Genomic DNA, 26,885 nt, shown 5'->3' with positions numbered 1-26,885 from the left:
TTGGGGGCACTGACCGCGTTCGCGCGTTCCCGCTGGGGGGTGAGGCTGCGCAGCGCGCGTGCGATCGAGCGGCGCCGCGACCGTGGCATCCGCCGTCTGCTCGACGACCGCCTGCCGCGCGCACCCCGGTACGCGCACGGATACACCGCGCTCGCCGAGATCCCCGTCGTCGACAAGCGCGCCGTGCTCGACGACTTCGCGGGCTGCAACGTGCTCGGGATCGACCTCGCGCAGGCGCTCGACGCGGCGCGCGCGGCCGAACGCAGCCGCGACTTCGGGGCACTGCTGCCCGGCGGGGTGACGGTCGGGCTCTCGAGCGGCACCTCGGGGAGCCCCGGCGTGTTCCTCGTCGACTCGGGGGAGCGGGCGGAGTGGGCCGGCACCGTGCTCGGGCGGCTCCTCGACCGGCGGAGCCTCCGGCAGCTCGTGCAGCCGTGGCGCCCGCCCGTGCGCATCGCGTTCTGCCTGCGGGCGAACAGCACCCTCTACGAGACGGTCGCGAGCCGCCGGCTCGACTTCGCCTTCGTCGACCTCGTCGCCGCGTTCGCCGAGGTGCGCGACGACGTCGCGCGGGCCGCGCCCGATGTGCTCGTCGCCCCCGCGAGCATCCTCGCCGAGCTCGCCCGGGCGACGCGGGCCGGTGAGCTCGCCATCGCGCCGAGGACGGTGGTGTCGGTCGCGGAGGTGCTCGACCCCCGGGACTCCGAGCTCATCGAGGCGGCGTGGGGCGTGCGGCCGCGCCGGGTCTACCAGGCCACCGAGGGGCTGCTCGCGATCGACTGCGCGCACGGCCGACTGCACCTCAACGAACCGGGCGTCGTCGTCGAGCGCGAGTGGCTCGACGAGGAGCGGCGCCGGTTCACCCCGATCGTGACCGACCTCGAACGCCGCACCCAGCTCGTGGTGCGGTACCGGCTCGACGACGTGCTGCGCGTCGCCGAGCGCGAGGAGCGCTGCCCGTGCGGCGACCCGGCCGCCCTGATCGAGCAGGTCGAGGGGCGTGCCGACGAGGTCGTGACGCTCGAGGGCGCCGACGGGGGGAGCGTGCGGGTGTTCCCCGACACGGTGCGACGGGCGATGGCGCTCGCGCTCGCCGAGGCGGGCGCGGGCGCAGGACAGGGCGCCGACTGGCGGATGCACTGGTCGCCAGGGCTCGTCGAGGTCCGGCTGCAGGCCGAGGGGAGTTGCCGGGTCTCGCTCGAGCTCGGCGTCCGCGCCGCGTTCGACGAGCTCGCCGCGACCGTCGGGGCGACCGCCCCCGAGGTGCGGTTCGCCCCGTGGGCCGAGCCGTCGCCCGGCGACAAGCTCGTGCGGATCCGTCGGGCCGACGCGCCGATCGCGTCGCGAACGGGCGGAGGATCGTCGTGAACACCCGGATGACACGCGTGCTCGTCACCGGGGCGACCGGTTTCGTCGGCGGCGCCCTGCTGCGCATCCTCCGCGCGCGCGACGACGTCGAGGCGCGCGGCCTCGGCAGACGCCGCGTCGACGACGCCGACGTCGCGAGCGTGGACCTGACGCAGCCGGTGCCCGAGCTCTTCGGCGGCTGGCGGCCCGAGGTCGTCGTGCACGCCGCGGCTCGGGCGACGCAGTGGGGCACCCCCGCGCAGTTCCGGGCGCAGAACGTCGATGCGACGGCGAACCTGCTCGACTACGCCCGTCGTGCGGGCGTCCGCCGCGTGGTCTACGTCTCGTCGTCGTCGGTGTTCTACCGCCCGGCCGACCAGTTCGGCATCAGCGAGACGACGGCCATCGGCCCGGGCTTCCTCAACGACTACGCCCGCACGAAGCACGAGGGCGAACTGCTGACCGCCCGCTTCGACGGCGAATGGGTCGTCGCCCGCCCGCGCGCGGTGTTCGGCCCGGGCGACACGACCCTGCTGCCGCGCATCGTCGAGGCGGCCGCACGCGGGCGCCTGCCGTTCCTCGGCGACCGCGACGACCCCGCGGTGGGCGACCTCCTCTACATCGACGTGCTCGCCGAGCAGCTCGCCGCGGCGGCGCTCGCCCCGGGGCTCGGCGGCACGAGCGTGAACCTCGCGAGCGGCGAACCCGTGCCGCTCCTGCCGACCATCGCCCGGATCCTCGACGGGCTCGGCGTGCCCGCACCGCGCCGGACCCTCGGGCGGCGGGGTGCGCTCGCGCTCGCCGCCGCTGCGGAGACGACCTGGCGCCTCGGCCGGCTCCCGGGCGAGCCGCCGCTCACGCGCTACGCCGTGTGGCTCCTCGCCTCATCGAAGACCTTCGACGTGGCGAGGTCGCGCGCACTCTTCGGCGCCCCGTCGATCGGCGTCGAGGAGGGGCTCGAGCGCACCATCGCCGATGCCCGGCGGCGTGGACTCGTGGATGGGCTCCGATGAGGGCGGGGGATCGGGTCGCGATCGGCGCGGCCCTCGGCTACCTCGCGGTGCTCGCGGCGAAGGCGGTGCTCGCCGGCGTCGCGGTACGGCGCCGGCGAACGCGCCTGAGCGAGGCGGATGCCGCGGGGCCCGCGTCGCTCGACGAGCACGGGCTCACCGTGCTCCAACCCATCCTCTCCGGCGACCCGCAGCTCGAGTCCTCGCTCGAGGCGACCCTCCTCGCCTGCCCCGGAGCACGCATCCTCTGGCTCGTCGACACCGACGACGCCGAGGGCCGACGGGTCGCCGAGACGTTGGCGGCGGGGCATCCGCAGTGCGAGATCGAGATCGTCGACTGCCCGCCGTGCCCGCCCGGGGCCTCGCCGAAGGCGTTCAAGCTGGCGTTCGCCGAGCCGCGGATCGAACGCGAGGCGTTCGCCGTGATCGACGACGACACGCGGGTGAGCACAGCCGGCGTCGCCGCCCTCCTCGACGGGCTCCGCATCGCGGAGGTGAGCACGGGGCTGCCCTCGTACGAGGCCGGCCCCGGCGGGTGGTCGCGCCTCCTCGCCGAGTTCGTGAACGACCAGGCCGTGCTCACCTACCTGCCGACCGCGGCGTTCGGCTCGGCGCGGGCGCTCAACGGCATGACCTGGGCGATGCGCCGCTCGACCCTCGACCGCCTCGGCGGCTTCGGCCCGCTCGTCGGGCTCCTCGCCGACGACCTCGCGATCGCCCGGCTCGTGCGCGACTCGGGCGGGCGGATCGACCAGACCGAGGTGCCGCAGACGATCTCCACGACGGTGCCCGACGGCCGCCGCTACCGGGCCATGATGCACCGGTGGATGATGTTCGCGACACTCGCGCTGCGCGCCGAGCGGCCCGGGCCGCGCGCCGCGCTCGTGGCGGCGTACGCGCTGCCGTCCATGCTCCTCGCGACGCTCGTCGGGCTCTGGGTCGCCCGCCCGTCGGCGGCGAAGCTCGGGGCGGTGGCGGCGGCACTCGCCCTGCGATCGGGCGTCATCGTCGCGGCGCAGCGGGCGATCCACGGGCGGGCGAGGCATGCACCGCTGCGCTCGCTCCTCGCCGAGCTCGCGATGCCGGTGCAGTTCGCCGTCGCACTCGTCGACCGCCGGATCGCGTGGCGGTCGAGCCGGTACCTCGTGCGCGCGAACGACCGCTTCGAGGAGGTCGGGTCGTGAGCGTCCAGGTGTGCTTCCTCACCGGGCGGAGCGACCCCGGCAACACCGCGCTCTCGCCGGTGCAGCTCGCGTTCCTCCGCGCGCTGCCGCTCGCGGACGACGAACGGGTCGAGGCGAACTTCCCGTACGACGTGCCCACGGGCCCGTGGCGGCGCACGCCGCTGCCCCTCGCGAGCGTGCGCAACGGTCGCGACCACTTCGGCTCGCGGCATCCGCGTTTCGCCGAACGCCATGCCGACGAGGTGCGCGAGCGTTTCGCACGCGCCGACCGCACCCTCGTGCTCGCGGGCAGCTGCGGGCTCGAACTCCTCGCGAACCTGCGGCTCGGCCGCGAGACGCTCTCGGGGGTGCAGGTGCTCGCCTACGGACCGGTCGCGCGCCGAGCACCCGAGGTCGAGCTCGAGGTCGTGGTCGGCGATCGCGACGCTCTGGCCCGGCCGTGGGCGCGGCGGGCCGACCACGTGATCGCGTCCGGACATCTCGACTACCTCTCCGCGCCCGGGTTCGGGGCCATCGCCGAGCGGGCGCTCGCCCGCATGCGCGCGGCCGACTCGCCTGCCGACCCTCCCGAGGTGCCCGCTGCTCACGCACCCGAGGCCCCCCGATGAGCGGGCACGTGCTGCTCGTCGCACCGCCCTTCGCCGGGCACCTGCACCCGGTGCTCGGCATCGGCGTCGAGCTCGCGCGCCGCGGTGTCCCGGTGCGGGTCGCGAGCACGGCCGCGGCCCGCCCGCGCATCGAGGCGGCCGGGCTCGAGGCGGTGGTGCTCGGCAGCGCCGACGGCTCGCTCGACGCGCTCGTCGCGGCCGTCGGGGACCCGGTCGAGCGCGTCGGCCGGGACCCGCTGCGCCTGCACCGGCAGTTCCGCGCGACGCTCGCGATCCTCGGCACCATCCGCGACGAGCTCGATGAACTCGTCGCGGCAGACCCGCCCGCCGTGGTCGTCGCCGACTTCACCCTGCCCGTCGCCGGCGGGGTCGCCGTGCGGCACGGTGCCCGCTGGTTCACCGCGATCCCGTCGCCGGCGGCGCTCGGCGCGAACGACGGGCCACCCGGGTACTGCGGCGGGCTGCTGCCGCCCGCTTCGACGCTGGAGCGGGTGCGCGACGCGGTCGCGCGCAGCACGGTCCGCGGGTTCAAGCGCGCGGTGTTCGCACTCAACGCGCGGCCGCTGCGCGAGCTGGGGTTCACCGGCGCATTCCGGCCCGACGGCAGCGAGCAGGCCTACTCGCCCGACACGGTGCTCGCGCTCGCACTCCAGGAGCTCGAACTGCCGCGCAGCTGGCCTGCGGCCGTGCGGTTCGTCGGCCCGGTGCGGTACTCGCCGCCCGGGCGGCCGGATGCGTGGGGAGCGGTCGAGGGCGAACGCGGCGGTGCGGACGCGAGCGTGCACGACAGCCGGCCGCGCGTGCTCGTCACCCTCGGCACGCACCTCGCCGCCGAGAAGGCGGAACTGCCGCGGTTGCTCACGACGCTCGCCGAACTGCTGCCCGAGGTGCGCCTCGAGCTCACGCTCGGCGGGTCGGCGCCGCCGGACGCGATGCCCGCCGCCACCGCCGCCCCGTTCGCCGTCGTCGACTACGTCGACTACGACCGCCTCGATCGCTACGCCGCCGTCGTCCACCACGGCGGCACCGGCATCGCGCAGGCGACGCTCGCTGCCGCGCGCCCGGCGGTGGTCGTGCCGATCGACTACGACCAGCCGGATGTCGCGGCCCGCCTCGTGCACCACGACCTCGCCGAACGCCTCGATGCCCGGGTGCTGCACCCGGGCCGCACAGGGGCCGAAGCGCTCGCCGGAGCCGTGCGGCGCGCCCTCGACCCGCCGGCCGCGAGGCTCGCGGCGCTCGAGCGCTTCGCCGAGGCATCCGCCCGTGAACTCGGCGCCGTCGGCGCCGCCGACCTCATCGAGACCGCACTGCAGACCACCCGGCCGCACGGCCGGGCGAGGGGAGACCACCGATGACGCTCATGGCCGAAGCGCCCCGCACCGCGACCGCACCGCGCTGGACCACGGCGGCGCGGATCGCGGCGCTCGGCGTGTTCCTGCCGGAGGAGCGCCGAACGACCGCCGAGACCGAGGCGCGGCTCGCCGCCGAGAACCCGCGGCTCTCCCTGCCGAAGGGGCTCATCGAGCGGCTCACCGGGGTGCGCGAGGTGCACCTGCGGCCCGAGGGCTGGCAGACTTCCGACCTCGCGGTCGCCGCGGCACGGCGCGCGCTCGCCGAGTCGCCCGGGCCGATCGATCTCCTCGTCTTCGGCTCGGCGAGCCAGGACCTCATCGAACCGGCGACCGCGCACATCGTCGCCGCGAAGCTCGGCATCCGCGCGGCCGTGATGGACGTGAAGAACGCGTGCAACAGCCTCCTGCAGGGCATGCAGGTCGCCGAGGCGCTCATCGCGACGGGTCAGGCGCGCCGCGCGCTCGTCGTGAGCGGCGAGCAGCCCTCGCACGCGGTGCGCTGGCGGCTCGACTCCTCGGCGCAGTTCCTCCGTTCCTTCCCCGGGTACACGATGAGCGACGGCGGGGCGGCGGTGATCCTCGAGGCGAGCGACGAGCCCGGCATCGGGGTGATCGGCAGCCGCTTCTCGGCGCACTCGGAGTACTGGGACGTCGGCACCCTGCCGACCGGCGGCTCGGTGAACCCGCACGCGGTCGGCGGCAGCTACTTCGACATGGACGGCCGCGCGCTCGAACGCGCGTTCGCGCGCGTGGGGCTCGGCATCTTCCACGACACGCTCGCGGGGCTCGGCGTGCACCCCGACGACCTCGACTTCGTCGCGGTGCACCAGGTCGCCCTGCCCATGCACCGGCGGATCGTCGAGCTGCTCGGCGTCGACGAGGCGCGCACCGAGCAGACGATCGCCGCGCACGGCAACCTCGCGAGCGTCTCACTGCCGGTGCAGCTGCACCGGGCCGTGCAGGGCGGCCGCGTCAGGCCGGGCGGGCTCGTCGCGCTCGTCGGGCTCGCGGGCGGCATCAGCCTCGGCGTCACGGTGCTGCGATGGTGACCGCCCTGAGCGCCGGGGCGGATGCCCCGCCGTGCAGGGCGGCCGCGGCGGCGGCCCGCTGGGAGGAGCGGGTGATGCGCGCTGCGCACCCGATCGCGTACCCGCTGCTCGCCTCGGTGCGCCGCCCCGTCGTCCGGGTGCCGGGGCTCGGGGTCGTGGTCACCAGCGCGCCGCTGCTGCGCGGGGTGCTCATGGACACGGCGGGCTTCGCGAAGCAGGGGCCCGGTTCGCCGAGCGACCTCTGGACGCCCGTGCTCGGTCCGCGGGTGCTGCTCAACATGGAGGGTGCCGAGCACGGCGAACTGCGCCGCCGCCTGTCGCCGCTCTTCACGCCCGCCGCGGTCGGCGAACTCGTCGACCGCACGCTCGCGGCCCCGTACGCCTCGCTCGCGGCGACGCTCGCGGGCGGGGAGCCGGTCGAACTCGTGGGCGCCGCACGACGATACGCGAGTGCGGTCATCTCGACCCTCGTCGGGCTGCCGCCCGAGGTCGTCGACGACCGGCTGTTCCGGCGGATCGCGACGGTGACGGGCGCGGTGCGACTGTCCCGGCCGCGCATGACGCCCCGCCAGGTCGCGCACGCGCGCGAGGTGATGCAGGAACTCACCGCGCACGCGGCCGCAGCGTGGCGGGCGGGCGACCCCGCCACGGTGCCCGGCCGGATGCGGGAGCTCGGCCTCGACGAGGAGGAGTCGCTCGGCGCAGTGGGCGCGTTCGTGCTGACCGGCACCGAGACGCTCGTGGCGTACCTGCCGCGCCTCGTCTGCCTCCTGCACGACACCGGCTGGCTCGCCCGGCTCGCCGACGACCGCACGCACCTCGACGCGGCGATCGCCGAGGGGCTGCGGGTGACGACGCCCTCGCCCGTGATGCTGCGGAGCGTCGTGCGGGAGGGGGCGATCGGCGACGTCGCGGTGCACCCGGGCGACCGGGTCGTGCTCGCGACCTTCCTCGCGGACCGGATCGCACCCGGCTTCGACCCCGTCGGCAACCCGGCCGCCTCGCTCAGGCAGCTCTGGTTCGGGGCCGGCTCGCACTTCTGCCTCGGCGCACCGCTCGCGATGGCGCAGGCACGCGGCTTCATCGGCGCGGTGCTCGACGGGGCCGCTGCCGGGGGCGCAACCGGGGCCGTTGCCGGGCCGCTCGGCGTCCGCTCGCGGCGGGTGGCGCGCGGGGTGCTGATCCCGGGATACCGGGAGGTCGTCGTCGGGCCGGATGTCAGGGGCCGCGCCTAGACTTGTGGGCGATATGACGCTGATCCTCGACCCCGACGACCCGGCCGGCTGGCGCGAGGCGCCCACGGCACGCTCCGACGACCAGGCCGGCACCGGTTCGCGCCTGACCGACGGGCTGAACCCCGAGCAGCGCGAGGCGGTCGAGTACCGCGGCCCCGCCCTGCTTATCGTCGCCGGCGCGGGCTCCGGCAAGACCCGCGTGCTCACGCACCGCATCGCGCTCCTCATCGAGAGCCGTGAGGCGTGGCCGAGCCAGATCCTCGCGATCACCTTCACGAACAAGGCCGCCGCCGAGATGCGCGAACGCGTGCAGGCGCTGCTCGGCGAGAGCGCCTCCGGCATGTGGATCTCGACGTTCCACTCGGCGTGCGTGCGCATCCTGCGCCGCGAGGCCGAGTCGCTCGGGCTGTCGTCGACCTTCACCATCTACGACTCCGCCGACCAGCGCACCATCCTCAAGCGCATCATCAAGGGGCTCGACGCCGACACCATGGGCTTCACGCCCGCGAGCGCGCAGGCGAAGATCTCGAAGCTCAAGAACGAGCTCGCCGACGTCGAGACCTTCGCCCGCAACGCGAACATGAACGACCCGCAAGAGGTCATGTTCCTCGAGATCTTCCGGCAGTACACGAGGCGCCTGCGCGAGGCATCCGCCCTCGACTTCGACGACCTCATCGCCGAGACGGTGTACCTGTTCCGCGCCTTCCCGAAGGTCGCGGCGCTGTACCAGCGCCGATTCCGGCACATCCTCGTCGACGAGTACCAGGACACGAACCACGCGCAGTACGCCCTCATCCGCGAGCTCACCCGCCCGGTGGCGCCCGCGATCGTCGAGGAGCTCGACCAGCACGGCATCCTGGTGCGCGGCATGACCGACGGGAGCGGGGCGATCCCGGGCGCGAGCCTCACCGTCGTCGGCGACTCCGACCAGTCGATCTACGCCTTCCGCGGCGCCGACATCCGCAACATCGTCGAGTTCGAACGCGACTTCCCGGGGGCGAAGGTCGTGCTGCTCGAGCAGAACTACCGCTCGACGCAGAACATCCTCTCGGCCGCGAACGCGGTGATCTCGAACAACTTCGACCGCAAAGAGAAGAAACTCTGGACGGCCGACGGAGATGGCGACAAGATCGTCGGCTACACGGGGTACACCGCGCACGACGAGGCCCAGTTCATCGCCGACGAGATCGAGTCGCTGCACCGCGCGGGCGTCGCGTACCGCGACATCGCCGTGTTCTACCGCACCAACGCGCAGACCCGTGCGCTCGAAGAGATCTTCGTGCGCTCCGCGCTGCCGTACCGCGTCGTCGGCGGCACCAAGTTCTACGAGCGCGCCGAGATCAAGGACGCGATGGCGTACCTCATCGCCGTCGCGAACCCGCTCGACGAGCTGGCGCTGCGCCGCATCCTGAACACGCCGAAGCGCGGCATCGGCCCGGCCACCGAGACGGCGATCGCGCAGTTCGCCGAGCAGAACGAACTCACCTTCCGGCAGGCGATGCGCTCCGCCGGCGGGCTCGGGCTCGGGCCGAAGGTGACCGGCGCGATCTCGGCGCTCGCCGACGTGCTCGACGAGGCCGCGGCGATGCTCGTGCCCTCGCAGGCCGGCATCGACGCGGGCACGAACGAGGGGGCCGCGAAGATCTCCGAGGTGCTCGTCTTCCTGATGGAGCGCTCGGGGCTGCTCGACGCGCTCCGCAACAGCCGCGACCCACAAGACGAGACGCGGGCCGAGAACGTCGAGGAGCTCGTCGCGCAGACCCGCGACTTCGACCGCGAGAACCCGGGCGCGACCCTCGTCGACTTCCTCACGCAGGTCTCGCTCGTCGCCGCAGCCGACGAACTCGACGACGCCTCGGGCACCGTCTCGCTCATGACGCTGCACACGGCGAAGGGGCTCGAGTACCACGCCGTCTTCCTCACCGGCATCGAAGAGGGGCTGCTGCCGCACCAGATGTCGGCCTCCGAGCCCGGCGGCCCCGCCGAGGAGCGGCGGCTCTTCTACGTCGGCATCACGCGGGCACGCCAGCGCCTCTACCTCTCGCTCGCGATGAGCCGCGCCCAGTTCGGCGAGGTCGCCGTGGCGATGCCCTCCCGGTACCTCCAGGAGATCCCCGAGGGGCTCATCGACTGGCGGCAGTCGCCCGGAATGGCGACGAGCCGCGGCGGTTCGCAGCCGCGCGCCCTCAACGCCCGGCGCGGCTTCGGCCAGGGCGGCAGCGGCAGCGGCGGGGGAGCATGGGGCACCCGCGACCGCGACCTCGAGCGCTTCAGCGTCACCCGCTCCGAGAAGCCCAAGACCGAGTGGGCGAACAAGGTCACCGGCACCGTGCGCGACAACGGCGACCTCACCCTCGAGGCCGGCGACCGCATCCGCCACGCCGACTTCGGCGAGGGCAAGGTCACCCAGGTCACGGGCGAGGGCACGAAGAAGATCGCGCACGTCTCGTTCGACCGCGCCGGGCAGAAGAAGCTGCTCATCAAGATCGCCCCGATCGAGAAGCTGTGAGCTGGCCGACGCGCACCACGCGCACCGTGTACGAGAACCGGTGGGTCCGGGTCGTCGAAGACGAGGTCGTGCGACCCGACGGCGAGACCGGCATCTACGGCGTCGTCGAGATGGTCAACCCCGCCGTGTTCGTCGTCGCGGTGACCGACGACGACGAGGTGCTGCTCGTCACCATCGACCGCCACACCGTCGGCACGAGCGTCGAGGTGCCGGCCGGCGGCACCGACGGTGAAGACCCGCTCGTCGCCGCGAAGCGCGAGCTCGCTGAGGAGACCGGCTACGAGGCATCCGACTGGGCCCCGATCGGGCGCATGACGGCGCTCAACGGCCTCGCCAGGGCTCCCGAGCACGTGTACCTCGCGCGCGGGCTCCGCCGCACCGACGAGGCCGAGGCGACCCGGCTCGAAGAGGGCATCTCGGCGGTGCGCGCCGTGCCGTGGGCCGAGGTGATGCGCATGGTGCGCACCGGCGCGATCGACGACGGCGAGACCGTCGCGGCGCTGATGTACGCGGCGCTCGCGCTCGGGCGCGTGGGCTAGACGACGCCGCCGAGCAGGCCGCCGATCACCCAGGTGACGACGAGGGCGAGTGCGCCGCCGATCACGACGCGGAGCACGGCGCGGCCTCGCGGGGCCCCGCCGATCCACGCCGAGAGCCAGCCGGTGACCGCGAGGGCGACGACGACCGCCGCGAAGGTCGTCGCGATGCGCCACTCGGGCGGCGGGAGCAGGATCGCGAGCATCGGCAGCACCGCGCCGATGAGGAACGACAGGGCGGATGCCCCGGCCGCGTGCCACGGGTTCACCACGTCGTCCTCGGAGATGTGCAGCTCGGCCTCGAGGTGCGCGGCGAGCGCGTCGTGGGCGGTGAGCTCGCGCGCCACCCGGGCCGCCGTCTCGTCGCTCAACCCCTTCGCCCGGTAGAGCCCCGTGAGCTCGGCGAGCTCCTGCTCGGGCATCTCGGCGAGCTCGCGCGTCTCCTTCGCGATGAGGGCGCGCTCGGTGTCGCGCTGCGTCGACACGGAGACGTACTCGCCGAGCCCCATCGAGATGGCGCCCGCGACGACGGAGGCGACGCCCGCGACGAGGATCGCCCCGAGATCGGTCGTCGCCGCGGCGACGCCGACGACGAGGGCTGCGACCGAGATGATGCCGTCGTTCGCGCCGAGCACCCCCGCGCGAAGCCAGTTGAGCTTCTCGTGCACCCGCACGTCGTGGGGGTCGGTTCCGTGTCGGGGCTCCGCCGAGGCATCCGTCATGGTGGCAGTCTCGCAGCGGCGGCTCGCGGGCGCCAGCATGGTGTGGCTCGGCTCACCGGGTGCGCGAGCGCCTCGCCGGGCGTGCGACGCGCGCCGTCCGGGCGACCGGACACCGCGGGCATCCGGGCGATTCTCGGCGTACCGGCGCGGGGAGTAGCATGGAAGGTGGCCCACTTATCTTGACGTCGAGATTCTTCGGCGCCCTCCGGGCCGAAACCCACCAGCCCCTGTGCGCGACCGCGCGTGCGGACCGATTGGAAGTAGAGCGTGGATCTTTACGAGTACCAGGCCAGAGACCTGTTCGAGCAGTACGGGGTCCCGGTGCTCCCGGGCATCGTCGCCGACACCCCCGACGAGGTGCGTGCGGCCGCCGAGAAGCTCGGCGGCGTCGTCGTGGTCAAGGCCCAGGTGAAGACGGGCGGCCGCGGCAAGGCCGGCGGCGTCAAGGTCGCGAAGACCCCCGACGAGGCGTACGAGGCCGCGCAGGCGATCCTCGGCCTCGACATCAAGGGCCACGTCGTCAAGCGCGTCATGGTCGCCGGCGGCGCCCGCATCGCGCAGGAGTTCTACTTCTCGGTGCTGCTCGACCGCGCCAACCGCTCCTACCTGTCGCTCACGAGCGTCGAGGGCGGCATGGAGATCGAGCAGCTCGCCGTCGAGAAGCCCGAGGCGCTCGCGCGCATCGAGGTCGACCCGATCGCCGGCATCGACGCCGCGAAGGCCCGTGAGATCGCGGTCGCCGCGAACTTCCCGGCCGAGCTCGTCGACAAGGTCGCTGACGTCTTCGTGAAGCTCTACGAGGTCTACAAGGGCGAAGACGCGACGCTCGTCGAGGTCAACCCGCTCATCCTCGACGAGGACGGCAACGTCATCGCCCTCGACGGCAAGGTCTCGCTCGACGAGAACGCCGAGTTCCGTCACCAGAACCACGCGCTCCTCGAAGACAAGGACGCGGCCGACCCGCTCGAGGCCGCCGCGAAGGCGCTCGACCTCAACTACGTCAAGCTCGACGGCGAGGTCGGCATCATCGGCAACGGCGCGGGCCTCGTCATGTCGACCCTCGACGTCGTCGCCTACGCGGGCGAGAACCACGGCAACGTGAAGCCCGCGAACTTCCTCGACATCGGCGGCGGCGCCTCGGCGGAGGTCATGGCCAACGGCCTCGGCATCATCCTCGGCGACCCGCAGGTCAAGAGCGTGTTCGTCAACGTCTTCGGCGGCATCACCGCCTGCGACCAGGTCGCCAAGGGCATCGTGGGTGCGCTCGCCGAGCTCGGCTCGACCGCGAACAAGCCCCTCGTCGTGCGTCTCGACGGCAACAACGTCGTCGAGGGCCGTCGCATCCTCGAGGAGGCGGCGCACCCGCTCGTCACCCTCGCCGAGAACATGGACCAGGGCGCCGACAAGGCCGCCGAACTGGCGAACGCGTAAGGGGCGTACGAAGAAATGACGATCTTCCTCAACAAGGACAGCAAGGTCATCGTCCAGGGCATCACCGGCGGCGAGGGCTCGAAGCACACCGCGCGCATGCTCGCGGCCGGCACCCAGGTGGTCGGCGGCGTCAACGCCCGCAAGGCGGGCACGACGGTGCTCCACACGGATGCCGCGGGCAACCCCGTCGAGCTCCCCGTCTTCGCGTCCGTGGCCGAGGCCATGGCGCAGACCGGCGCCGACGTCTCGATCGCGTTCGTGCCCCCGGCCTTCACGAAGGACGCCGTCGTCGAGGCCATCGACGCGTCGATCCCGCTGCTCGTGATCATCACCGAGGGCGTCCCCGTGCAGGACTCCGCCGAGTTCTGGGCCTACGCCAAGGAGAAGGGCGACAAGACCCGCATCATCGGCCCGAACTGCCCCGGCATCATCAGCCCCGGTGAGGCCCTCGTCGGCATCACCCCGGCGAACATCACCGGCAAGGGCCCGATCGGCCTCGTCTCGAAGTCGGGCACCCTGACCTACCAGATGATGTACGAGCTGCGCGACCTCGGCTTCTCGACCGCCATCGGCATCGGCGGCGACCCGATCATCGGCACCACGCACATCGACGCGCTCGCCGCGTTCGAGGCCGACCCCGAGACCAAGGCGATCGTCATGATCGGCGAGATCGGCGGCGACGCCGAGGAGCGTGCGGCCGACTTCATCAAGGCGAACGTTACGAAGCCGGTCGTCGGCTACGTCGCCGGGTTCACCGCTCCCGAGGGCAAGACGATGGGCCACGCCGGCGCGATCGTCTCGGGCTCGGCGGGCACCGCGCAGGCCAAGAAGGAGGCCCTCGAGGCCGCCGGCGTCAAGGTCGGCAAGACGCCGTCCGAGACGGCGCAGCTGCTCCGCGAGGTCTACGCCGCGCTCGGCGCGTAATCCCGCGTTCGCGGCCGCCCTTCCGGACGCGTGAACAGAACCCCGCAGACCACGGTCTGCGGGGTTCTGCCGTCCGGCGGGGTGGAGCGGGGGGCGCACCCCGGCCGTCCGGTTTCACGTCATGGATCGGCCCTCATCTCACTGGCTGCTGATGCTGCCCCCGTTCGTGATGCTCAGCACCGAGGTCTCGTGGCAACTGGCGCCGATGTCCCGCTGCGCCGGGTTCGTGCTGTCGTAGTTGACGCGCCACGAGAACGACCCGCCCGCTGTCTGCGCGGTGGTGTTGCTGGTCGACACCGTCTGCGGCGAGGCGCCCGACACGCTGACGTTCAGCAGCGTGTAGATGGCCGAACCGCTGCACGTCGCGTTGGCGAACAGCTCGAAGTCGACGTTCCCCGCCAGGGCGCCGCTGCCGGCCGGAGCCGTCACCGTCACCGAGTCGTTCGGCACCCATCGCTGGGCGCTCGAGAGCGTCGAGGGCACGGTCTCCACGACGACGTCCTCGTTGGTGTCGGTGCACCCGCTGTTGTGCGTGGTGCCGTTGGTGTTCGGCGGGTTCCCGCTGTACACGGCGACCCAGTGGTAGGTGCCCGGGAGGGTGGGCACGAACTGCGGGGCCGGCGAGTTGTAGGTGCCGTTCCCGCTCACCGTCACCGCGGACGAGGTGTACGCCAGTGTGGTGCAGTTGTCAGGCCCATACAGCTTGAAGGTGATCGTGCCTCCGGCCGCGGCCCCACCGGTGCCGGTCAGGTTGATGACCGGGTTGGCCGGCTGGGTTGCCGTCCCGTTCAGGGTGGCCGAGTCCGTCACCGGGTTGCCGAGCAGGACGTCATCTCCTGCGGTGGTCGCGAGCGCCGGGGTCTTCGGGTTCACCGTGAAGCACTCCGTCTCGGTCGCGTCGCTCGAGCCGGGGATGCCGTTGGCGGCGTCGCCGCTGAACTCCGCACGCCAGCAGTACCGGCCGGCGGAGGTGACGTAGGCGGTCGGCGACACGACGGTCACCGGGTAGTCCGCGCCCGTCAGGTTCGTCGAGCCGACGCTCGTGCCGCCGGTGTCGCACAGCGCCGGCGCGTCCACCTTGCAGAGGGAGAACGCCACCGAGCCCGCAGGATCGGCGGTGCCGCCTTCGATGTCGACCACGGCCGAGTCCTTCACCGCGACGACGCCGGAGCCGATCGAGAGACCGCCGCCGGGGATGTCAGCCCCGCCGCCGTCCTTCGGCGTGGTCACCGTGGTCGAGGTGCAGTTGCTGATCGGTGGTGTCGTGGCGAGGATCGTGTCCTTGTAGTCCGCGGTATCGGAGTTGCCGGTCACCGTGCTCGGGATGGTGTTGGCGAACGAGAGGCATTCCGTGGACCCGCCGAAGATGGTGTCCGTCAGGTTGACGGCGGCCTCACCGAAGAACCCGTCGGCGCTGTACTTCGCGGCCGAGTTCGCGGCGTTGAGGGCCACCGGAGCACCGAGCGTCAGGTTCGGCGCGGTGCCGCTCCAGATGCGGAGGAACAGGTCGAGGCTTCCGCCCTGCTGGTCCCACAGAATCATGAAGTCGCCGGCGGTGCGGTTGGCCCACGGGTTGCAGCCGGCGACCAACTGCGCGGGTGTCGCCGTCTCGTAGGCGCAGGCCGTGGGGGCCTTGTTCTGCATGAACTCGTAGGCGATGAATCCGCTGCCGGTGTTCTTGTCGCGCTCCCAGGCGAAGTACAGCCAGTCGTCGTCGTCGGCATCCGGCGCGGTGTCGAGCCAGGCCCGGCGCAGGTCGACCTGTGCGTTCGGGTTGGTGTCGCCGAGGGTGGGCGGCGCGTCGGCGTGGATGACCCCGATCTTCGTGGTGCTCGAGTTGAGCGGCCCGAGTTCTTTCACACTGCCGAACGGGTCGTCGATCTGGGTGGCGCCGCCGTCGGGCACGACGCCGTCGATCTCGAACGGCGGAACGGTTCCGGCGAGCGCCGGGTTCGCGATCACCGTCATCGCCGCGGCAAGTCCGCACGCCGCCATCGCGGCAAGCACCCGTCGCGTCCGAGAAGACTTCTCGGACCGTCGGGTTGGGGTTGTGAGTGGCATCGTCGCCTCCCGGTTCGCAGCTTCGCCCGGTCCGGGCGGACCGAACGGTCTCCGCCGGGGCAGATGATCGGGGCGGCAGTGCGCGGGCGTGGCAGGGCGTGCGGGTGACGGTCGTCTCCTGTGCCGTGGGTGAGGCGGCGACGGGAATGCATCAGACCCTGGGGGAGTCTCTGGTTGTCACCTCGAACGCTACGCCCGATCGGGCGTTGCCCGACAGGTATAAGTGAGGGATTATCACCACCCAGAAAGGGGGTATCTGCTCGTCGGCGTGAGAGAGTGGCGTCATGAGCGTCGAAGAATCGGGTGCTGCGGGCGCACGCGACCGCCGGGAGGTGCGGGAGCAGCTCGTCCGCACGGCCTTCGTGACCGAGGAGTCGGTGTACGGCGTCGTGCTCGTCTCGGGGATGATCGTGGTGGCGGGCACGCACGGCTCGACCTCGTGGGAGGTCTTCTGGATCGTGGTCATCACGGTCCTGGTCTTCTGGGCCGCCCACGTCTACGCGGGCACGGTCTCCCGGCACGGCCTCGCCATCGACCATGTGATGCCGCTCCGGCAGGCGTTCGACGCGGCGCTGAACCACTCGCTCGGGCTGCTCGCCTCGGCGCTGCTCCCGTCGCTGATCCTCCTGCTCGGCGCGCTGCGGGTGGTCCCCGACACGCTGACCATCTGGCTCGCGCTGTGGGCGGGCGTGCTCGTGCTCGCCGTGCTCGGATTCGTGGCCTACCGGCGCCGGGGCGCACCGTTGGTGATGCAACTGGTCGGGGCGCTCACCACCGCCGCCTTCGGCCTCGTGATGATCGTCCTGAAGGCGTTCATCCACTGATGCGCGCACGGCCCCCGAACCGATATCGTCAAGCCAAGGGGGGCCACGATGCCGAAGATGACCAATGCCGACCTCGAAGCGCGGATCGCCGAGCTCGAGGCCGAGAACGCGCGGCTGCGCGCCGCCGAGACGACCGAGGTGTCCGGCGGGATCGCTGCCGGCGCCGCGCCCGTCGCCGCTGAACGCCGGCGCGGGCGAGGGCGCGGGCGCACCGTCGGCGCCGTCGTGCTCGTCGTGATCGGGCTGCTGCTCGCCCCGGTCGCCGTCGTCGCGGGCTGGGCCCGCATCGAGCTCGTCGACACCGACCGGTTCGTCGCGACCTTCGCCCCGCTCGCCGAGGACCCCGAGGTGCAGGAGTACGTCTCCGACCAGGTGACGGCGGCCATCGAACGCCAGGTCGACATCCCGCAGCTGACCGCCGACCTCTTCGACGGCCTCCGCGCCCTCGACCTGCCGCCCCGGGCCGAGACGGCGCTCGGCCTGCTCGAGGCGCCCGCGACGCAGGGCCTGCAGTCGCTCGTCGCCGACGTGGTCGACCGGCTCGTGAGCTCCGATGCGTTCGCCGATATCTGGCGCACGGCCCTGCAGACCACCCACACGCAGTTCATCGCGGCCATGCAGGGCGACCCTGACGCGATGCTCGAGATCGGCGGCGACGGAACGCTGTCGGTGCAGATCGGCCCGATCATCGAGGCGGTGAAGGAGCGACTGTCGGAACGCGGCGTCGGGTTCGCCGACGCGATCCCGGTCGTCGAGCAGAGCATCGTCGTCGCCCAGGGCGACGCCTTCGTGCTCGTCTCCACGATGTACGCGCTCGCGGTCGGCATCGGCACCTGGCTGCCGTGGGTCGCGCTCGCCTTCCTCGTCGCAGGCGTGTTCGTCGCGAAGAACCGCTCGCGCGCCTTCGTCTGGACGGCGGGCGGCTTCGCCTTCGTGATGGCGCTGCTCGCGGCGGGCTTCGAGATCGGCAAGGTCATCTTCATCGCGACCATCAGCCCGAGCATCATCCCGGGCGACGCCGCCGAGGTCATCTACGCGCAACTCACCGAGGCGATGCGCTCGACGACCGTCGCCCTGCTCGTCCTCGGCCTGTTCGCCGCGCTCATCGCCTGGGTGGCGGGGCCGTGGGCTCCGGCGAGGGCGCTCCGCGGCTTCGCGGGCAGCGGCTTCGCAGCGCTTCGCCGCGCGGGCGACCGGCACGGCATCACGACCGGGCGGTTCGGCGTCGCGCTCGATCGGGCGCACGGCCTCATCGCCGGGGCGATCGCGATCCTCGCGGCCGCGGTCATCGTGCTGAACCGGCCGGTCACGACGGGTTCGGTCGTCACGACGGTCGTCCTCGCGCTCATCGCGCTCCTCCTGCTCGAGGTGCTGCGCCGTCCCGCCGACGAGCTCGAAGCGGCGGATGCCGCGGGGCCGGTCGGCGGCGATGAGACGGGCGAGACTGGGGCAGGGCCGGCCGAGCCCCGGGAAGCCGGGGAGACCGACGACGCCGAGTCGGGCGACGACGCGGTACTCGAGTCGCGCGGCCGTTCGTGATGCAGCTGTTCCGCGGGCGTTCGGCGGGGCTGCGCGCCTCGACGAGCGTTCCGCTCCGGAGCGGCACGGGTATCCTCGTCGCCGTCGGCGGGGCGGTGATGGGCGGCGGCCTCCTCTGGATGCAGTTCGCCGGGTTCACCCTCTGGGCGCTGCTCGCGACGCTCGGCGGTGCCGCGCTCTGGGTGACGACGGCCGTGGTCGCGATGCTCCGCGTCGGCCGGTTCCCGGGCGACGTCGAATCGAGCTGAGCTCCGGCCGACGTGGCGGGCGGGTTCCGTCGCGCCGTCCGCTAGGCTCGGCGAGGTCATGAGACGTACGACGATCGCCCTGCTGGCCGCCCTCGAAGCCGCCGTCGCGGCGCTCATCGGTCTCGGTGTCGTGCTCGTGCCGCTGCTCGTCGTCTGGGCGGTGCACTTCGGTCTCGCGGTCGACGCGACCGCGTTCTTCCGCGCCGCCGCCGATCTCTGGCTGCTCGGGCACGGCGTCGACGTCGTCGTGCAGCTCGACGGCGTGACGGCGGAGCGCGTCGGGCTGCCGGGGGCGGGGGATCCCTTCCCGATCACGATCGCGCTGCTCGGCTTCGCACTCGCCTCGGTCGCCGTCGGCCGCCGCATCGGGCGCCGCTCGGCCGCCTCGGGTCACTCGATCACGGGCTCGGTCTCGGCGGTCGCGGTGTACGCGGCCCTCGGCGGGGTGCTCGGCGTCGCGGCGAACTCGGCGGCCGCGAGCCCCTCGCTCTGGCAGGCGATCGCGTTGCCTGGCTTCGTGATGGCGATCGGCGTCGTCATCGGAGCCGTGCTCGAGACCCTCCGCGAGGCGCACGAGGGCGACCTCGCCGGCGGGTGGGTGCGCGACCGGCTCGACGATCTGCCGCCGGTCGCGGTCGATTCGGTACGGCGGGCGGTGCGCATCGGCGCCGCAGCGGCCTTCGGGCTGCTCGGCGTCGCGGCGGTGCTCGTGGCCGGGCTCATCGCGGTCGACTACGCCACGATCGCGGGGCTCTCGCAGTCGCTCGGCGCAGGGGTCGACGGCGGCATCCTGCTGACCGTCGTCGAGCTCGCGTTCATCCCGAACTTCGTCGTGTGGGGTGCGGCGTGGCTGCTCGGCCCCGGATTCGCGATCGGCGCAGGCACCACCGTCGCACCGGGCGGCACGGTGCTGGGGCCGGTCCCCGGCATCCCCCTGCTCGGTGCGCTGCCGGCCGACGCCCCCGTGCTCGGCGCGCTCTGGCTGCTCGTGCCCGTCGTCCTCGGCTTCGCCGGCGCGTGGCTGGTGATCGGCCGGGCGGGCGACGCGGGCGCCGGCGCACCCGCGGGTTCGCCGGTCGGTGCGTTCGGCGGTGCGTCGCAGCGCCGCTCGCCGTGGTGGCATCCTGTCGTGATCGCGCTCGGGGCGGGCGTCGTCGCCGGTCTCGTGATGGGCCTCCTCGCGTGGTGGTCGGGCGGCGCGGCCGGCCCCGGCCGGCTCGCAGTGGTCGGCCCCGACCCGTGGGCGGTGGCCGCGGTCGCCGCCGCGACCGTCGGCCTCGGCGCCGTCGCGGGCGCCGTCGCCGCATGGATGCGCGACCGCGAGCACGTCGACGAGTTCGCGTCCCGATAACGCTCGTGGCGCTGAGGCTCGTCGACGGCGCTGCCTCCGCGACCGGTAGGCTCCGACGGCGCTGAAGCGCGTCTTCCCCACCTCTGGTATGCGGGCGGCGCTGAGTCGAACCTCCGCGACCGGGAGGCTCCGACGGCGCTGAAGCCCGTCGTCCCCACCTCTGGTATGCGGACGGCGCTGAGTCGAACCTCCGCGACCGGTAAACTCCAAGGGTGCTGAAGCTCGTCGTCCTCATCTCTGGTGGAGGGTCGAACCTCCGGGCCCTGCTCGAAGCCGCTGAAGACGCCGAGTTCCCGGCGCGCGTCGTCGCGATCGGCGCCGACCGCGAGGCATCCGGTCTCGTGCTCGGCGAGGAGTTCGGGGTGCCGACGTTCACGGTCCCGTTCACCGCCTACCCCGACCGCGACGCGTGGGGCGCCGCCCTCATCGAGGCGGTGCGTCGCTGGGAGCCCGACCTCGTCGTGCTCTCGGGGCTCATGCGCCTCGTGCCGCCCGCCGTGGTCGACGCGTTCTCGCCGCAGCTCATCAACACGCACCCCGCGTACCTGCCCGAGTTCCCGGGGGCGCACGGCGTGCGCGACGCGCTCGCCGCGGGCGTCGACCAGACGGGGGCGAGCCTCATCGTCGTCGACAACTCGGTCGACGGCGGCCCGATCATCGCGCAGGAGCGCATCCCGGTACTGCCGGGCGACACCGAGTCGAGCCTCCACGACCGCATCAAGCCCGTCGAACGCCGCCTGCTCATCCAGGCCGTGCTCGACATCGCCAACTCGCACCTCGACCTGAAAGGCCTCGCACGATCATGAGCGGCCACGCCATCGACCCCAGCCTGTACCGCGAACGCGACCTCGTGCCCGTGCGCCGGGCGCTCATCGCCGTGAGCGACAAGCGCGGCCTCGTCGAGCTCGCGACGGCCCTCGTCGGCGCCGGCGTCGAGATCGTCTCGACGGGCGGCACCTCGAAGGCGATCGCCGATGCGGGCCTCCCGGTGACGCAGATCGCCGAGGTCACGGGCTACCCCGAGCACCTCGACGGGCGCGTGCGCACCCTCCACCCGGCCGTCCACTCGGGCCTCCTCGCCGACCTGCGCCTCGAGTCGCACGAGCAGGAGCTCTCGGGCCTCGGCATCGCGCCCTACGAGCTCGTCGTCGTGAACCTCTACCCCTTCGTCGAGACGGTCGCCTCGGGCGCCGCGGCCGACGCCGTGGTCGAGCAGATCGACATCGGCGGCCCCGCGATGGTGCGCGCCTCGGCGAAGAACCACGCGAACGTCGCCGTCGTCGTCTCGCCCGAGCGCTACGACGAGGTCGTCGCCGCGCTCGCCGCGGGCGGCACGACGCTGGCGCAGCGCCGCGAGCTCGCGCGCGAGGCGTTCCGGCACACGGCGTCGTACGACGTCGCGGTCGCCTCGTGGATCGGCAGCGTCGTCGCACCCGACCAGCCCGCAGAGGTCTCGCCGTTCCCGGCGTGGGTCGGCGGCACGTGGGTGAAGCAGGCCGACCTCCGCTACGGCGAGAACTCGCACCAGCAGGCGGCCATCTACTCCTCGCAGGGCGGGCGGCCGGGCATCGCCCAGGCGGTGCAGCTCCACGGCAAGGAGATGAGCTACAACAACTACGTCGACGCGGATGCCGCGGTGCGGGCCGCGTTCGATTTCGACGAGCCCGCCGTGGCGATCATCAAGCACGCGAACCCCTGCGGCATCGCCGTCGCGGCGACCGGTGCCGCCGACCCGATCGCCGACGCGCACCGGCGTGCGCACGAGTGCGACCCGGTGTCGGCGTTCGGCGGCGTGATCGCGGCGAACCGCACCGTGACGCGCGAGATGGCCGAGACGGTCGCCGGCATCTTCACCGAGGTGCTCGTCGCGCCCGCGTTCGAGGCCGAGGCCGTCGAGCTCCTCACGCAGAAGAAGAACATCCGCCTGCTCACGCTTCCCGAGGGGTTCGCGCCGACCGCGGTCGAGCTCAAGCAGATCTCGGGCGGGGTGCTGCTGCAGCAGGCCGACGGGCACTTCGCCCCGGCCGCCGAGTGGACGCTGGCGGCGGGCGAGCCCGCCGACGCCGAGACCCTCGCCGACCTCGAGTTCGCCTGGCGTGCGTGCCGCGCGGTGAAGTCGAACGCGATCCTGCTCGCCTCGGGCGGCGCCTCGGTCGGCGTCGGCATGGGCCAGGTCAACCGCGTCGACTCGTGCAAGCTCGCGGTCGAGCGGGCCGGCGACCGCGCCGCGGGCTCGGTCGCGGCATCCGACGCGTTCTTCCCCTTCGCCGACGGCCTCCAGATCCTGCTCGACGCGGGCGTGAAGGCCGTCGTGCAGCCCGGCGGCTCGGTGCGCGACGAAGAGGTGGTGGCCGCGGCGGCCGCCGCCGGCGTCACCATGTACTTCACGGGCGAGCGGCACTTCTTCCACTGATCCCGGCTGGGGCGGGGGCGGGGCGCGTGATGCGCTCCGCTCCGCGCCTCCACCGACGCTCGGCATGCGCCCCGTGGCATCCGCCCGGCGGTACCCTTGGATCGACCCTGCGCACACCACGCGCGGGCCAGGTTCCGCCCACGAAGCGGATGATTCGAGGAGAACGATCGATGTCGATCACCCACGCCCCGGCGGTCGCCGCCGAGGTCAGCGCCACCCTGCCGAGCGACGCCCCCGACCATGAACGGGTGCTCATCACCCGCGGTCCCCGCTCCGGCCTCACCGTCATCGTCGCCGTGCACTCCACGCGCCTCGGCCAGGCGCTCGGCGGTGCCCGCGTCTGGAACTACGGGCACTGGACGGACGGCCTCGCCGACGCCCTCCGCCTCTCGCAGGCGATGACCATGAAGAACGCGGCCGCGGGCCTCATGCGCGGCGGCGGCAAGTCCGTCGTCGTGGTTCCCTCGGGCGTCGTGCTCGACGAGGCGCAGCGCCGCGACGCGATGCTCGACCTCGGCGACGCCGTCGAGTCGCTCGACGGCGCGTACATGACCGCCGAGGACGTCGGCACGAGCGCCGAACTCATGGCCGTCGTGCACGAGCGCACCGCGCACGTCTGCGGCCTGCCGCCCGAGCAGGGCGGCGTGGGCGAGCCCGCCGACGCGACCGCGGCGGGCGTGCACGCCTCCATCCTCGCGACCCTCGGCCACGTGTTCGGCTCGGCCGACGCCGCCGGCCGCCACTTCGTCATCTCGGGCCTCGGCCAGGTGGGCGGTCGCCTCGCGCGCAGCCTCGCCGCCGCGGGAGCCCGCCTCACGGTGACGGACGTCGCGGAGTCGAAGCGCGCACTCGCCGACGAGCTCGGCGCCGCCTGGGTCGACCCGGCCGACGCGCACCGCGTCGAGGCCGACGTCTTCGTGCCGTGCGGCCTCGGCGGCGTGCTGACGCCCGCCGTCGTCGACGAGCTGCGCGTGCGCGCCGTCGTCGGCGCCGCGAACAACCAGCTCGCCTCGCGCGAGGTCGCCGGTCTCCTGCGCGAGCGCGGCATCGTGTGGGCGCCCGACTTCGTCGTCAACGCCGGCGGTGTGATCTACCTCGACGTGGCCGGTCAGCCGGGCGCCGACCAGGCAGCCCTCGACGCGCGCATCGCGGGCATCGGCGACGTCGTCGCCGCCGTCCTCCAGGACGCGGTCGCGAACGGGTCGACGACCCTCGACGCCGCCGAGCGACTCGCTCGCGCGCGCCTCGACGCGGGGCGCTGAACCTCGGCTGATCGCCGGGCCGACGGGCGTGCCGCAGTGCGCGTCGGTCGGCCCGGCGTCGTGCCCGCCGTCGGCCCGATGCGGGCTCCCGCTCCGGCCGACGGCTGCCCCGTGGCATCCGGCTCGGCCACTAGGCTCGTGCCATGACCTCCCCCGTTCCACCGTCTTCTCCGCTGCCCGCCGCCCCGGTGCGGGCGCGGTTCACCCCGCCCGCGACCCGCGGGCGCCGGACGGCGGCGGTGCTCGTCTCCTCGGCGGTCGTCGCGGTCATCGCCCTCGTCGCGGCGGTGCTCGCCACCTTCATCGGCAACGGGCAGTCGCCGCAGGTGTTCCCGCAGGTGTTCGGGCACTTCGCCCTCGCCGCGTTCTTCGCGTGGGCGTTGCTGTCGATCGCGAACGCGCTCGGGGCGACACGGGTGTGGTTCCTCGCGCTCATCACGGGCCTCGCCTCGGCGTGCCTCGCGGCGCTCATCGCGACGACCGTCACCGTCGCGATGACGGCCCGCTCGCCGTTCGGGCCGCAGGCGTTCCTCCTCGTGGTCGGTTCGCTCGTGAGCCTCAACCTCGTCTTCATCCTCGCGGTCGTCATCGCCGAGGTGCTGCTCGCGCCGCGCGTCCTGCACGGCGTGATGAGCTACGCGCCCGAGCGCGAGCCGCGTCGTCTCGCGCTCGTGCGCATCCCCGCGTCGAACCTCGACGAGGCCGAGCTCACGCACGTCGAGCGCCGGCCGGTCGACCAGGCGCTCGCCGACGAGCAATGGGACAACTACTGCGCCGCGCTCGTCGCCGAGGGGTGGGAGACGGTCGAGGTCGACGCAGCCCCCGATCTGGCCGACTCGGTGTTCGTCGAGGACACGGTCGTCATGTTCGACGACCTCGCCGTGATCACCCGGCCGGGCGCCGAGTCGCGCCGCCCCGAGATTGACGCCGTCGAGCGCGCGGTGCGCTCGCTCTCGCGCGTGAGCGTCGCCCGCATCGAGGAGCCGGGCACCCTCGACGGCGGCGACGTGCTGAAGGTCGGCGACGTCGTCTACGTCGGCGCCTCCTCTCGCACGAACGCCGAGGGCATCCGCCAGCTCCGCGAACTCCTCGCCCCGCACCGGTACACCGTCGTCGGCGTGCCGATGTCGAAGGCGCTGCACCTGAAGAGCGCGGCGACGGCCCTGCCCGACGGCACCGTCATCGGCGACCCCGCGCTGCTCGACGCGACCAGCCTGTTCCCGCGGTTCATGCCGGTGCCCGAGCCCGAGGGCGTCGCGGTCGTCGCGCTGTCGGCGACGTCGCTGCTCATGTCGGCCGCGGCCCCGCAGACCGCGGCGATGCTCGCGGGACTCGGCTACCGGGTCGTCACCGTCGACATCAGCGAGTTCGAGAAGCTCGAGGGCTGCGTCACCTGCCTGTCGGTGCGGGTGCGCTGAAGCCTCCTGCCTGCCGCACGTTTGCTTCTGCAGGAGAATGGGCTGCATCCCTGCCTCACAGCGAGGATGGCGCCCGAATTCCTGCAGAAGCAGCGGGTGGCGCTCCTGCGGAAGTCGCGCGGTCAGCCGACGGCGCGGCCGTCGTGGAGTTCGATGACCCGGTCGGCGCGGACGACGAGGGCGGCGTCGTGGGTGGTGACCACGGCGGCGACGCCCTGCGTGTGCACGAGCTCGACGATGAGACCCATGACCGTCGCGGCGGTGCCGCTGTCGAGCTGCCCGGTCGGTTCGTCGGCGAGCAGCACCTGCGGCCGCGCGGCGAGCGCCCGCGCGATGCCGACGCGCTGCTGCTGCCCGCCCGAGAGCTCGTAGGGGCGCTGCGCGGCATGCCCGGCGAGCCCGACGAGCTCGAGCGCCTCGGCGACGCGGGCGGCCCGCTCGGCGGGCGGCGTGCGCTGCAGCCGCAGCGGCACCTCGACGTTCTCGGCGGCCGAGAGCACCGGGATGAGCCCGAACGATTGGAACACGTAGCCGACCCGGTCGCGGCGCACCGCGGCGAGCCCCTCCTCGTCGAGCGCCGTCAACTCGTCGTCGCCGAGCCGCACGCTGCCCGAGGTGGGGCGGTCGAGGCCGCCGAGCAGGTTCAGCAGGGTCGTCTTGCCGGCGCCCGAGCGACCGGTGACGACGAGGAGCTCACCGGGATGCACCTCGAGGGAGACGCCGTCGACCGCGTGCACGGCGCCTGCGCGGCCCTCGAAGACGCGGCTCACTGATTCGGCGCGCAGTGCGCTCATCGCTCCTCCTCGGTGCGGTCGGGCTCGGTGCGGTCGGTCGTCGTCGGCTCGGATGCCACGGGCTCGGCGGCGTGCCGCGCCCGCCGCGTGCTCGGGGCGGGGGGTTCGGGGGCCTCGCCCGGTTCTGGCACCACGGCCGGCGGCGGCGTCCCGCCCGGCGGCGGCGCCGTGGCATCCGCCCGCCGTTCATGACCCGGCCAGACGCCGACGTGGTCGCTCTCGAGCGCGAGGCGCACGCGGTCGCGGAGCTCGAGGCTGTGCATGAAGTCCTGCGGCAGCTGCAGGCGGCCGACCCGGTCGAGCACGGCGAACTCCTCGGCGACGTGCTGCTCCTCGCCGTGCTCGTCGACGTGCACCGAGCGCAGCACCTCGGTCGAGGTGCGTCCGTCGCGGATCTGCACCGTACGGCGCACATGCCCCGACACGGCCGGGTCGTGCGTGACGATGAGGGTCGTCACGCCGAGCTCCTGGTTGACGCCGCGCATCGCCTCGAGCACGGCGGAGGACATGGCCTCGTCGAGCTCGCCCGTCGGCTCGTCGGCGAGCAGCACGAGCGGGTCGTTCGCGAGGGCGACGGCGATCGCGACGCGCTGCTGCTGCCCGCCCGAGAGCTCGGCGGGGCGGCGGTCGCGTTCGGGCCCGACCTCGAGCAGTTCGAGCAGTTCGTCGACGCGGCGGGCGCGCTCGGCACCGCGCCGGGTGCGGGCGACGTTCATCGCGAGGGCCACGTTCTCGGCGGCGGTGAGGTAGGGGAGGAGGTTGCGCGAGGTCTGCTGCCACACGAAGCCGACGGTGCGCCGGCGGTAGGCGATGCGCTCGCGGGCCCCCATCGTGAGGAGGTCGTGCCCCGCGACACGGGCGACACCGGCGGTGGCGGTGTCGAGGCCCGAGAGGATCGTGAGCAGCGTCGACTTGCCCGAGCCCGAGGCGCCGACGACGGCGACCATCTCGCCCGCCTCGACCCGCAGGTTGAGGCCCTGGAGGGCCTGCACCTCGACGCCGTCGGCGGTGAAGATGCGCACGAGGTCGGTGCAGAGAATGTGCGGTTCGTTCTCGTTCGGCATG

At 73.3% G+C, this 26,885-nt stretch carries 23 protein-coding genes; 19 read left to right on the top strand and 4 right to left on the bottom strand.

Annotated elements, in window-relative coordinates:
• From ACFVTX_RS04150 to ACFVTX_RS04110, 9 genes are read left to right on the top strand one after another with little or no spacing between them, the layout of a single operon-like run.
• Entirely contained in the window at positions 1–1,368 is a 1,368-nt protein-coding gene (locus ACFVTX_RS04150; protein WP_386898287.1) for a F390 synthetase-related protein, read from the top strand.
• Positions 1,365–2,360 carry an NAD-dependent epimerase/dehydratase family protein gene (locus tag ACFVTX_RS04145; protein ID WP_386898285.1) on the top strand — a complete coding sequence of 332 codons (996 nt, stop codon included), beginning with the start codon at positions 1,365–1,367 and terminating at the stop codon, positions 2,358–2,360. Before ACFVTX_RS04150 ends, ACFVTX_RS04145 begins: the two co-directional genes overlap by 4 nt.
• Positions 2,357–3,541, top strand: a complete 1,185-nt coding sequence (locus tag ACFVTX_RS04140; protein WP_386898283.1) for a glycosyltransferase — start codon at positions 2,357–2,359, stop codon at positions 3,539–3,541. Before ACFVTX_RS04145 ends, ACFVTX_RS04140 begins: the two co-directional genes overlap by 4 nt.
• The gene (locus tag ACFVTX_RS04135) at positions 3,538–4,149 is read left to right on the top strand and encodes a hypothetical protein (RefSeq protein WP_386898281.1); all 612 of its coding nucleotides are present in this window, start codon (positions 3,538–3,540) and stop codon (positions 4,147–4,149) included. Before ACFVTX_RS04140 ends, ACFVTX_RS04135 begins: the two co-directional genes overlap by 4 nt.
• Positions 4,146–5,507: a glycosyltransferase gene (locus ACFVTX_RS04130; protein WP_386898279.1), complete on the top strand. Its 1,362-nt coding sequence runs from the start codon at positions 4,146–4,148 to the stop codon at positions 5,505–5,507. The genes ACFVTX_RS04135 and ACFVTX_RS04130 overlap by 4 nt, the downstream gene beginning before the upstream one ends.
• A 5-nt stretch (positions 5,508–5,512) precedes the next feature.
• Positions 5,513–6,553: a 3-oxoacyl-ACP synthase III family protein gene (locus ACFVTX_RS04125; protein WP_386898277.1), complete on the top strand. Its 1,041-nt coding sequence runs from the start codon at positions 5,513–5,515 to the stop codon at positions 6,551–6,553.
• Positions 6,547–7,788: a cytochrome P450 gene (locus ACFVTX_RS04120; RefSeq protein WP_386898275.1), complete on the top strand. Its 1,242-nt coding sequence runs from the start codon at positions 6,547–6,549 to the stop codon at positions 7,786–7,788. Before ACFVTX_RS04125 ends, ACFVTX_RS04120 begins: the two co-directional genes overlap by 7 nt.
• Positions 7,789–7,801: 13 nt before the next feature.
• Positions 7,802–10,297 carry an ATP-dependent helicase gene (locus ACFVTX_RS04115; RefSeq protein WP_386898274.1) on the top strand — a complete coding sequence of 832 codons (2,496 nt, stop codon included), beginning with the start codon at positions 7,802–7,804 and terminating at the stop codon, positions 10,295–10,297.
• Positions 10,294–10,836, top strand: coding sequence for an NUDIX domain-containing protein (locus ACFVTX_RS04110; protein WP_386898272.1), 543 nt, complete (start codon positions 10,294–10,296; stop codon positions 10,834–10,836). Before ACFVTX_RS04115 ends, ACFVTX_RS04110 begins: the two co-directional genes overlap by 4 nt.
• Here ACFVTX_RS04110 and ACFVTX_RS04105 read toward each other — a convergent pair.
• On the bottom strand, positions 10,833–11,555 hold the full coding sequence (locus ACFVTX_RS04105; RefSeq protein ID WP_386898270.1) for a VIT family protein: 723 nt from the start codon (positions 11,553–11,555) through the stop codon (positions 10,833–10,835). The genes ACFVTX_RS04110 and ACFVTX_RS04105 overlap by 4 nt on opposite strands.
• Positions 11,556–11,822: 267 nt before the next feature.
• Between ACFVTX_RS04105 and sucC the strand changes: the two genes are divergently transcribed.
• Complete coding sequence (gene sucC / locus ACFVTX_RS04100) at positions 11,823–12,986, top strand: ADP-forming succinate--CoA ligase subunit beta (RefSeq protein ID WP_386898268.1); 1,164 nt, start codon at positions 11,823–11,825, stop codon at positions 12,984–12,986.
• Between the two features lie 15 nt (positions 12,987–13,001).
• On the top strand, positions 13,002–13,910 hold the full coding sequence (sucD, locus tag ACFVTX_RS04095; protein WP_386898266.1) for a succinate--CoA ligase subunit alpha: 909 nt from the start codon (positions 13,002–13,004) through the stop codon (positions 13,908–13,910).
• Positions 13,911–14,048: 138 nt separating this feature from the next.
• On the opposite strand, the gene ACFVTX_RS04090 is transcribed toward sucD, so the two are convergent.
• Positions 14,049–15,917, bottom strand: a complete 1,869-nt coding sequence (locus ACFVTX_RS04090) for a hemagglutinin (protein ID WP_386898264.1) — start codon at positions 15,915–15,917, stop codon at positions 14,049–14,051.
• A 338-nt stretch (positions 15,918–16,255) separates the two neighbouring features.
• Here ACFVTX_RS04090 and ACFVTX_RS04085 point away from each other — a divergent pair, with 338 nt between their 5' ends.
• From ACFVTX_RS04085 to ddaH, 8 genes are all read left to right on the top strand, one after another.
• Complete coding sequence (locus ACFVTX_RS04085; protein WP_386898262.1) at positions 16,256–16,795, top strand: hypothetical protein; 540 nt, start codon at positions 16,256–16,258, stop codon at positions 16,793–16,795.
• A 57-nt stretch (positions 16,796–16,852) separates the two neighbouring features.
• Positions 16,853–18,334: a hypothetical protein gene (locus ACFVTX_RS04080; RefSeq protein ID WP_386898260.1), complete on the top strand. Its 1,482-nt coding sequence runs from the start codon at positions 16,853–16,855 to the stop codon at positions 18,332–18,334.
• The gene (locus tag ACFVTX_RS04075) at positions 18,331–18,582 is read left to right on the top strand and encodes a hypothetical protein (RefSeq protein WP_386898258.1); all 252 of its coding nucleotides are present in this window, start codon (positions 18,331–18,333) and stop codon (positions 18,580–18,582) included. Before ACFVTX_RS04080 ends, ACFVTX_RS04075 begins: the two co-directional genes overlap by 4 nt.
• Before the next feature lie 58 nt (positions 18,583–18,640).
• Positions 18,641–19,933 (top strand): DUF6350 family protein, encoded by a 1,293-nt coding sequence (locus tag ACFVTX_RS04070; RefSeq protein ID WP_386898257.1) that lies wholly within the window; start codon positions 18,641–18,643, stop codon positions 19,931–19,933.
• Between the two features lie 212 nt (positions 19,934–20,145).
• Positions 20,146–20,739 (top strand): phosphoribosylglycinamide formyltransferase, encoded by a 594-nt coding sequence (gene purN / locus ACFVTX_RS04065; RefSeq protein ID WP_386898255.1) that lies wholly within the window; start codon positions 20,146–20,148, stop codon positions 20,737–20,739.
• On the top strand, positions 20,736–22,346 hold the full coding sequence (gene purH, locus ACFVTX_RS04060) for a bifunctional phosphoribosylaminoimidazolecarboxamide formyltransferase/IMP cyclohydrolase (protein WP_386898253.1): 1,611 nt from the start codon (positions 20,736–20,738) through the stop codon (positions 22,344–22,346). Before purN ends, purH begins: the two co-directional genes overlap by 4 nt.
• A gap of 170 nt (positions 22,347–22,516) precedes the next feature.
• Positions 22,517–23,608, top strand: a complete 1,092-nt coding sequence (locus ACFVTX_RS04055; protein WP_386898251.1) for a Glu/Leu/Phe/Val dehydrogenase dimerization domain-containing protein — start codon at positions 22,517–22,519, stop codon at positions 23,606–23,608.
• A gap of 143 nt (positions 23,609–23,751) precedes the next feature.
• Positions 23,752–25,026, top strand: a complete 1,275-nt coding sequence (gene ddaH / locus ACFVTX_RS04050) for a dimethylargininase (protein WP_386898250.1) — start codon at positions 23,752–23,754, stop codon at positions 25,024–25,026.
• Positions 25,027–25,148: 122 nt separating this feature from the next.
• Here the strand turns inward: ddaH and ACFVTX_RS04045 are convergent, their stop codons facing one another.
• On the bottom strand, positions 25,149–25,820 hold the full coding sequence (locus ACFVTX_RS04045) for an ABC transporter ATP-binding protein (RefSeq protein ID WP_386898249.1): 672 nt from the start codon (positions 25,818–25,820) through the stop codon (positions 25,149–25,151).
• Positions 25,817–26,884 carry an ABC transporter ATP-binding protein gene (locus tag ACFVTX_RS04040; RefSeq protein ID WP_386898247.1) on the bottom strand — a complete coding sequence of 356 codons (1,068 nt, stop codon included), beginning with the start codon at positions 26,882–26,884 and terminating at the stop codon, positions 25,817–25,819. The genes ACFVTX_RS04045 and ACFVTX_RS04040 overlap by 4 nt, the downstream gene beginning before the upstream one ends.
• Position 26,885 lies beyond the last annotated feature (1 nt).

This window comes from Agromyces sp. NPDC058136, assembly GCF_042884375.1.
GTDB lineage: Bacteria > Actinomycetota > Actinomycetes > Actinomycetales > Microbacteriaceae > Agromyces.
The sequence above is the reverse complement of the archived record's forward strand: the minus strand, read 5'-3'. Positions and strand labels throughout refer to the sequence as shown.

Excerpts from the sequence above, each read along its gene's own strand:
- ACFVTX_RS04140 (WP_386898283.1), top strand. The coding sequence starts at position 2,357 with ATGAGGGCGGGGGATCGGGTCGCGATCGGCGCGGCCCTCGGCTACCTC.
- ACFVTX_RS04130 (WP_386898279.1), top strand. The coding sequence starts at position 4,146 with ATGAGCGGGCACGTGCTGCTCGTCGCACCGCCCTTCGCCGGGCACCTG.
- ACFVTX_RS04125 (WP_386898277.1), top strand. The coding sequence starts at position 5,513 with ATGGCCGAAGCGCCCCGCACCGCGACCGCACCGCGCTGGACCACGGCG.
- ACFVTX_RS04120 (WP_386898275.1), top strand. The coding sequence starts at position 6,547 with ATGGTGACCGCCCTGAGCGCCGGGGCGGATGCCCCGCCGTGCAGGGCG.
- ACFVTX_RS04115 (WP_386898274.1), top strand. The coding sequence starts at position 7,802 with ATGACGCTGATCCTCGACCCCGACGACCCGGCCGGCTGGCGCGAGGCG.
- ACFVTX_RS04105 (WP_386898270.1), bottom strand. The coding sequence starts at position 11,555 with ATGACGGATGCCTCGGCGGAGCCCCGACACGGAACCGACCCCCACGAC.
- sucD (WP_386898266.1), top strand. The coding sequence starts at position 13,002 with ATGACGATCTTCCTCAACAAGGACAGCAAGGTCATCGTCCAGGGCATC.
- ACFVTX_RS04085 (WP_386898262.1), top strand. The coding sequence starts at position 16,256 with ATGAGCGTCGAAGAATCGGGTGCTGCGGGCGCACGCGACCGCCGGGAG.
- ACFVTX_RS04080 (WP_386898260.1), top strand. The coding sequence starts at position 16,853 with ATGACCAATGCCGACCTCGAAGCGCGGATCGCCGAGCTCGAGGCCGAG.
- ACFVTX_RS04070 (WP_386898257.1), top strand. The coding sequence starts at position 18,641 with ATGAGACGTACGACGATCGCCCTGCTGGCCGCCCTCGAAGCCGCCGTC.
- purH (WP_386898253.1), top strand. The coding sequence starts at position 20,736 with ATGAGCGGCCACGCCATCGACCCCAGCCTGTACCGCGAACGCGACCTC.
- ACFVTX_RS04055 (WP_386898251.1), top strand. The coding sequence starts at position 22,517 with ATGTCGATCACCCACGCCCCGGCGGTCGCCGCCGAGGTCAGCGCCACC.
- ddaH (WP_386898250.1), top strand. The coding sequence starts at position 23,752 with ATGACCTCCCCCGTTCCACCGTCTTCTCCGCTGCCCGCCGCCCCGGTG.
- ACFVTX_RS04045 (WP_386898249.1), bottom strand. The coding sequence starts at position 25,820 with ATGAGCGCACTGCGCGCCGAATCAGTGAGCCGCGTCTTCGAGGGCCGC.
- ACFVTX_RS04040 (WP_386898247.1), bottom strand. The coding sequence starts at position 26,884 with ATGCCGAACGAGAACGAACCGCACATTCTCTGCACCGACCTCGTGCGC.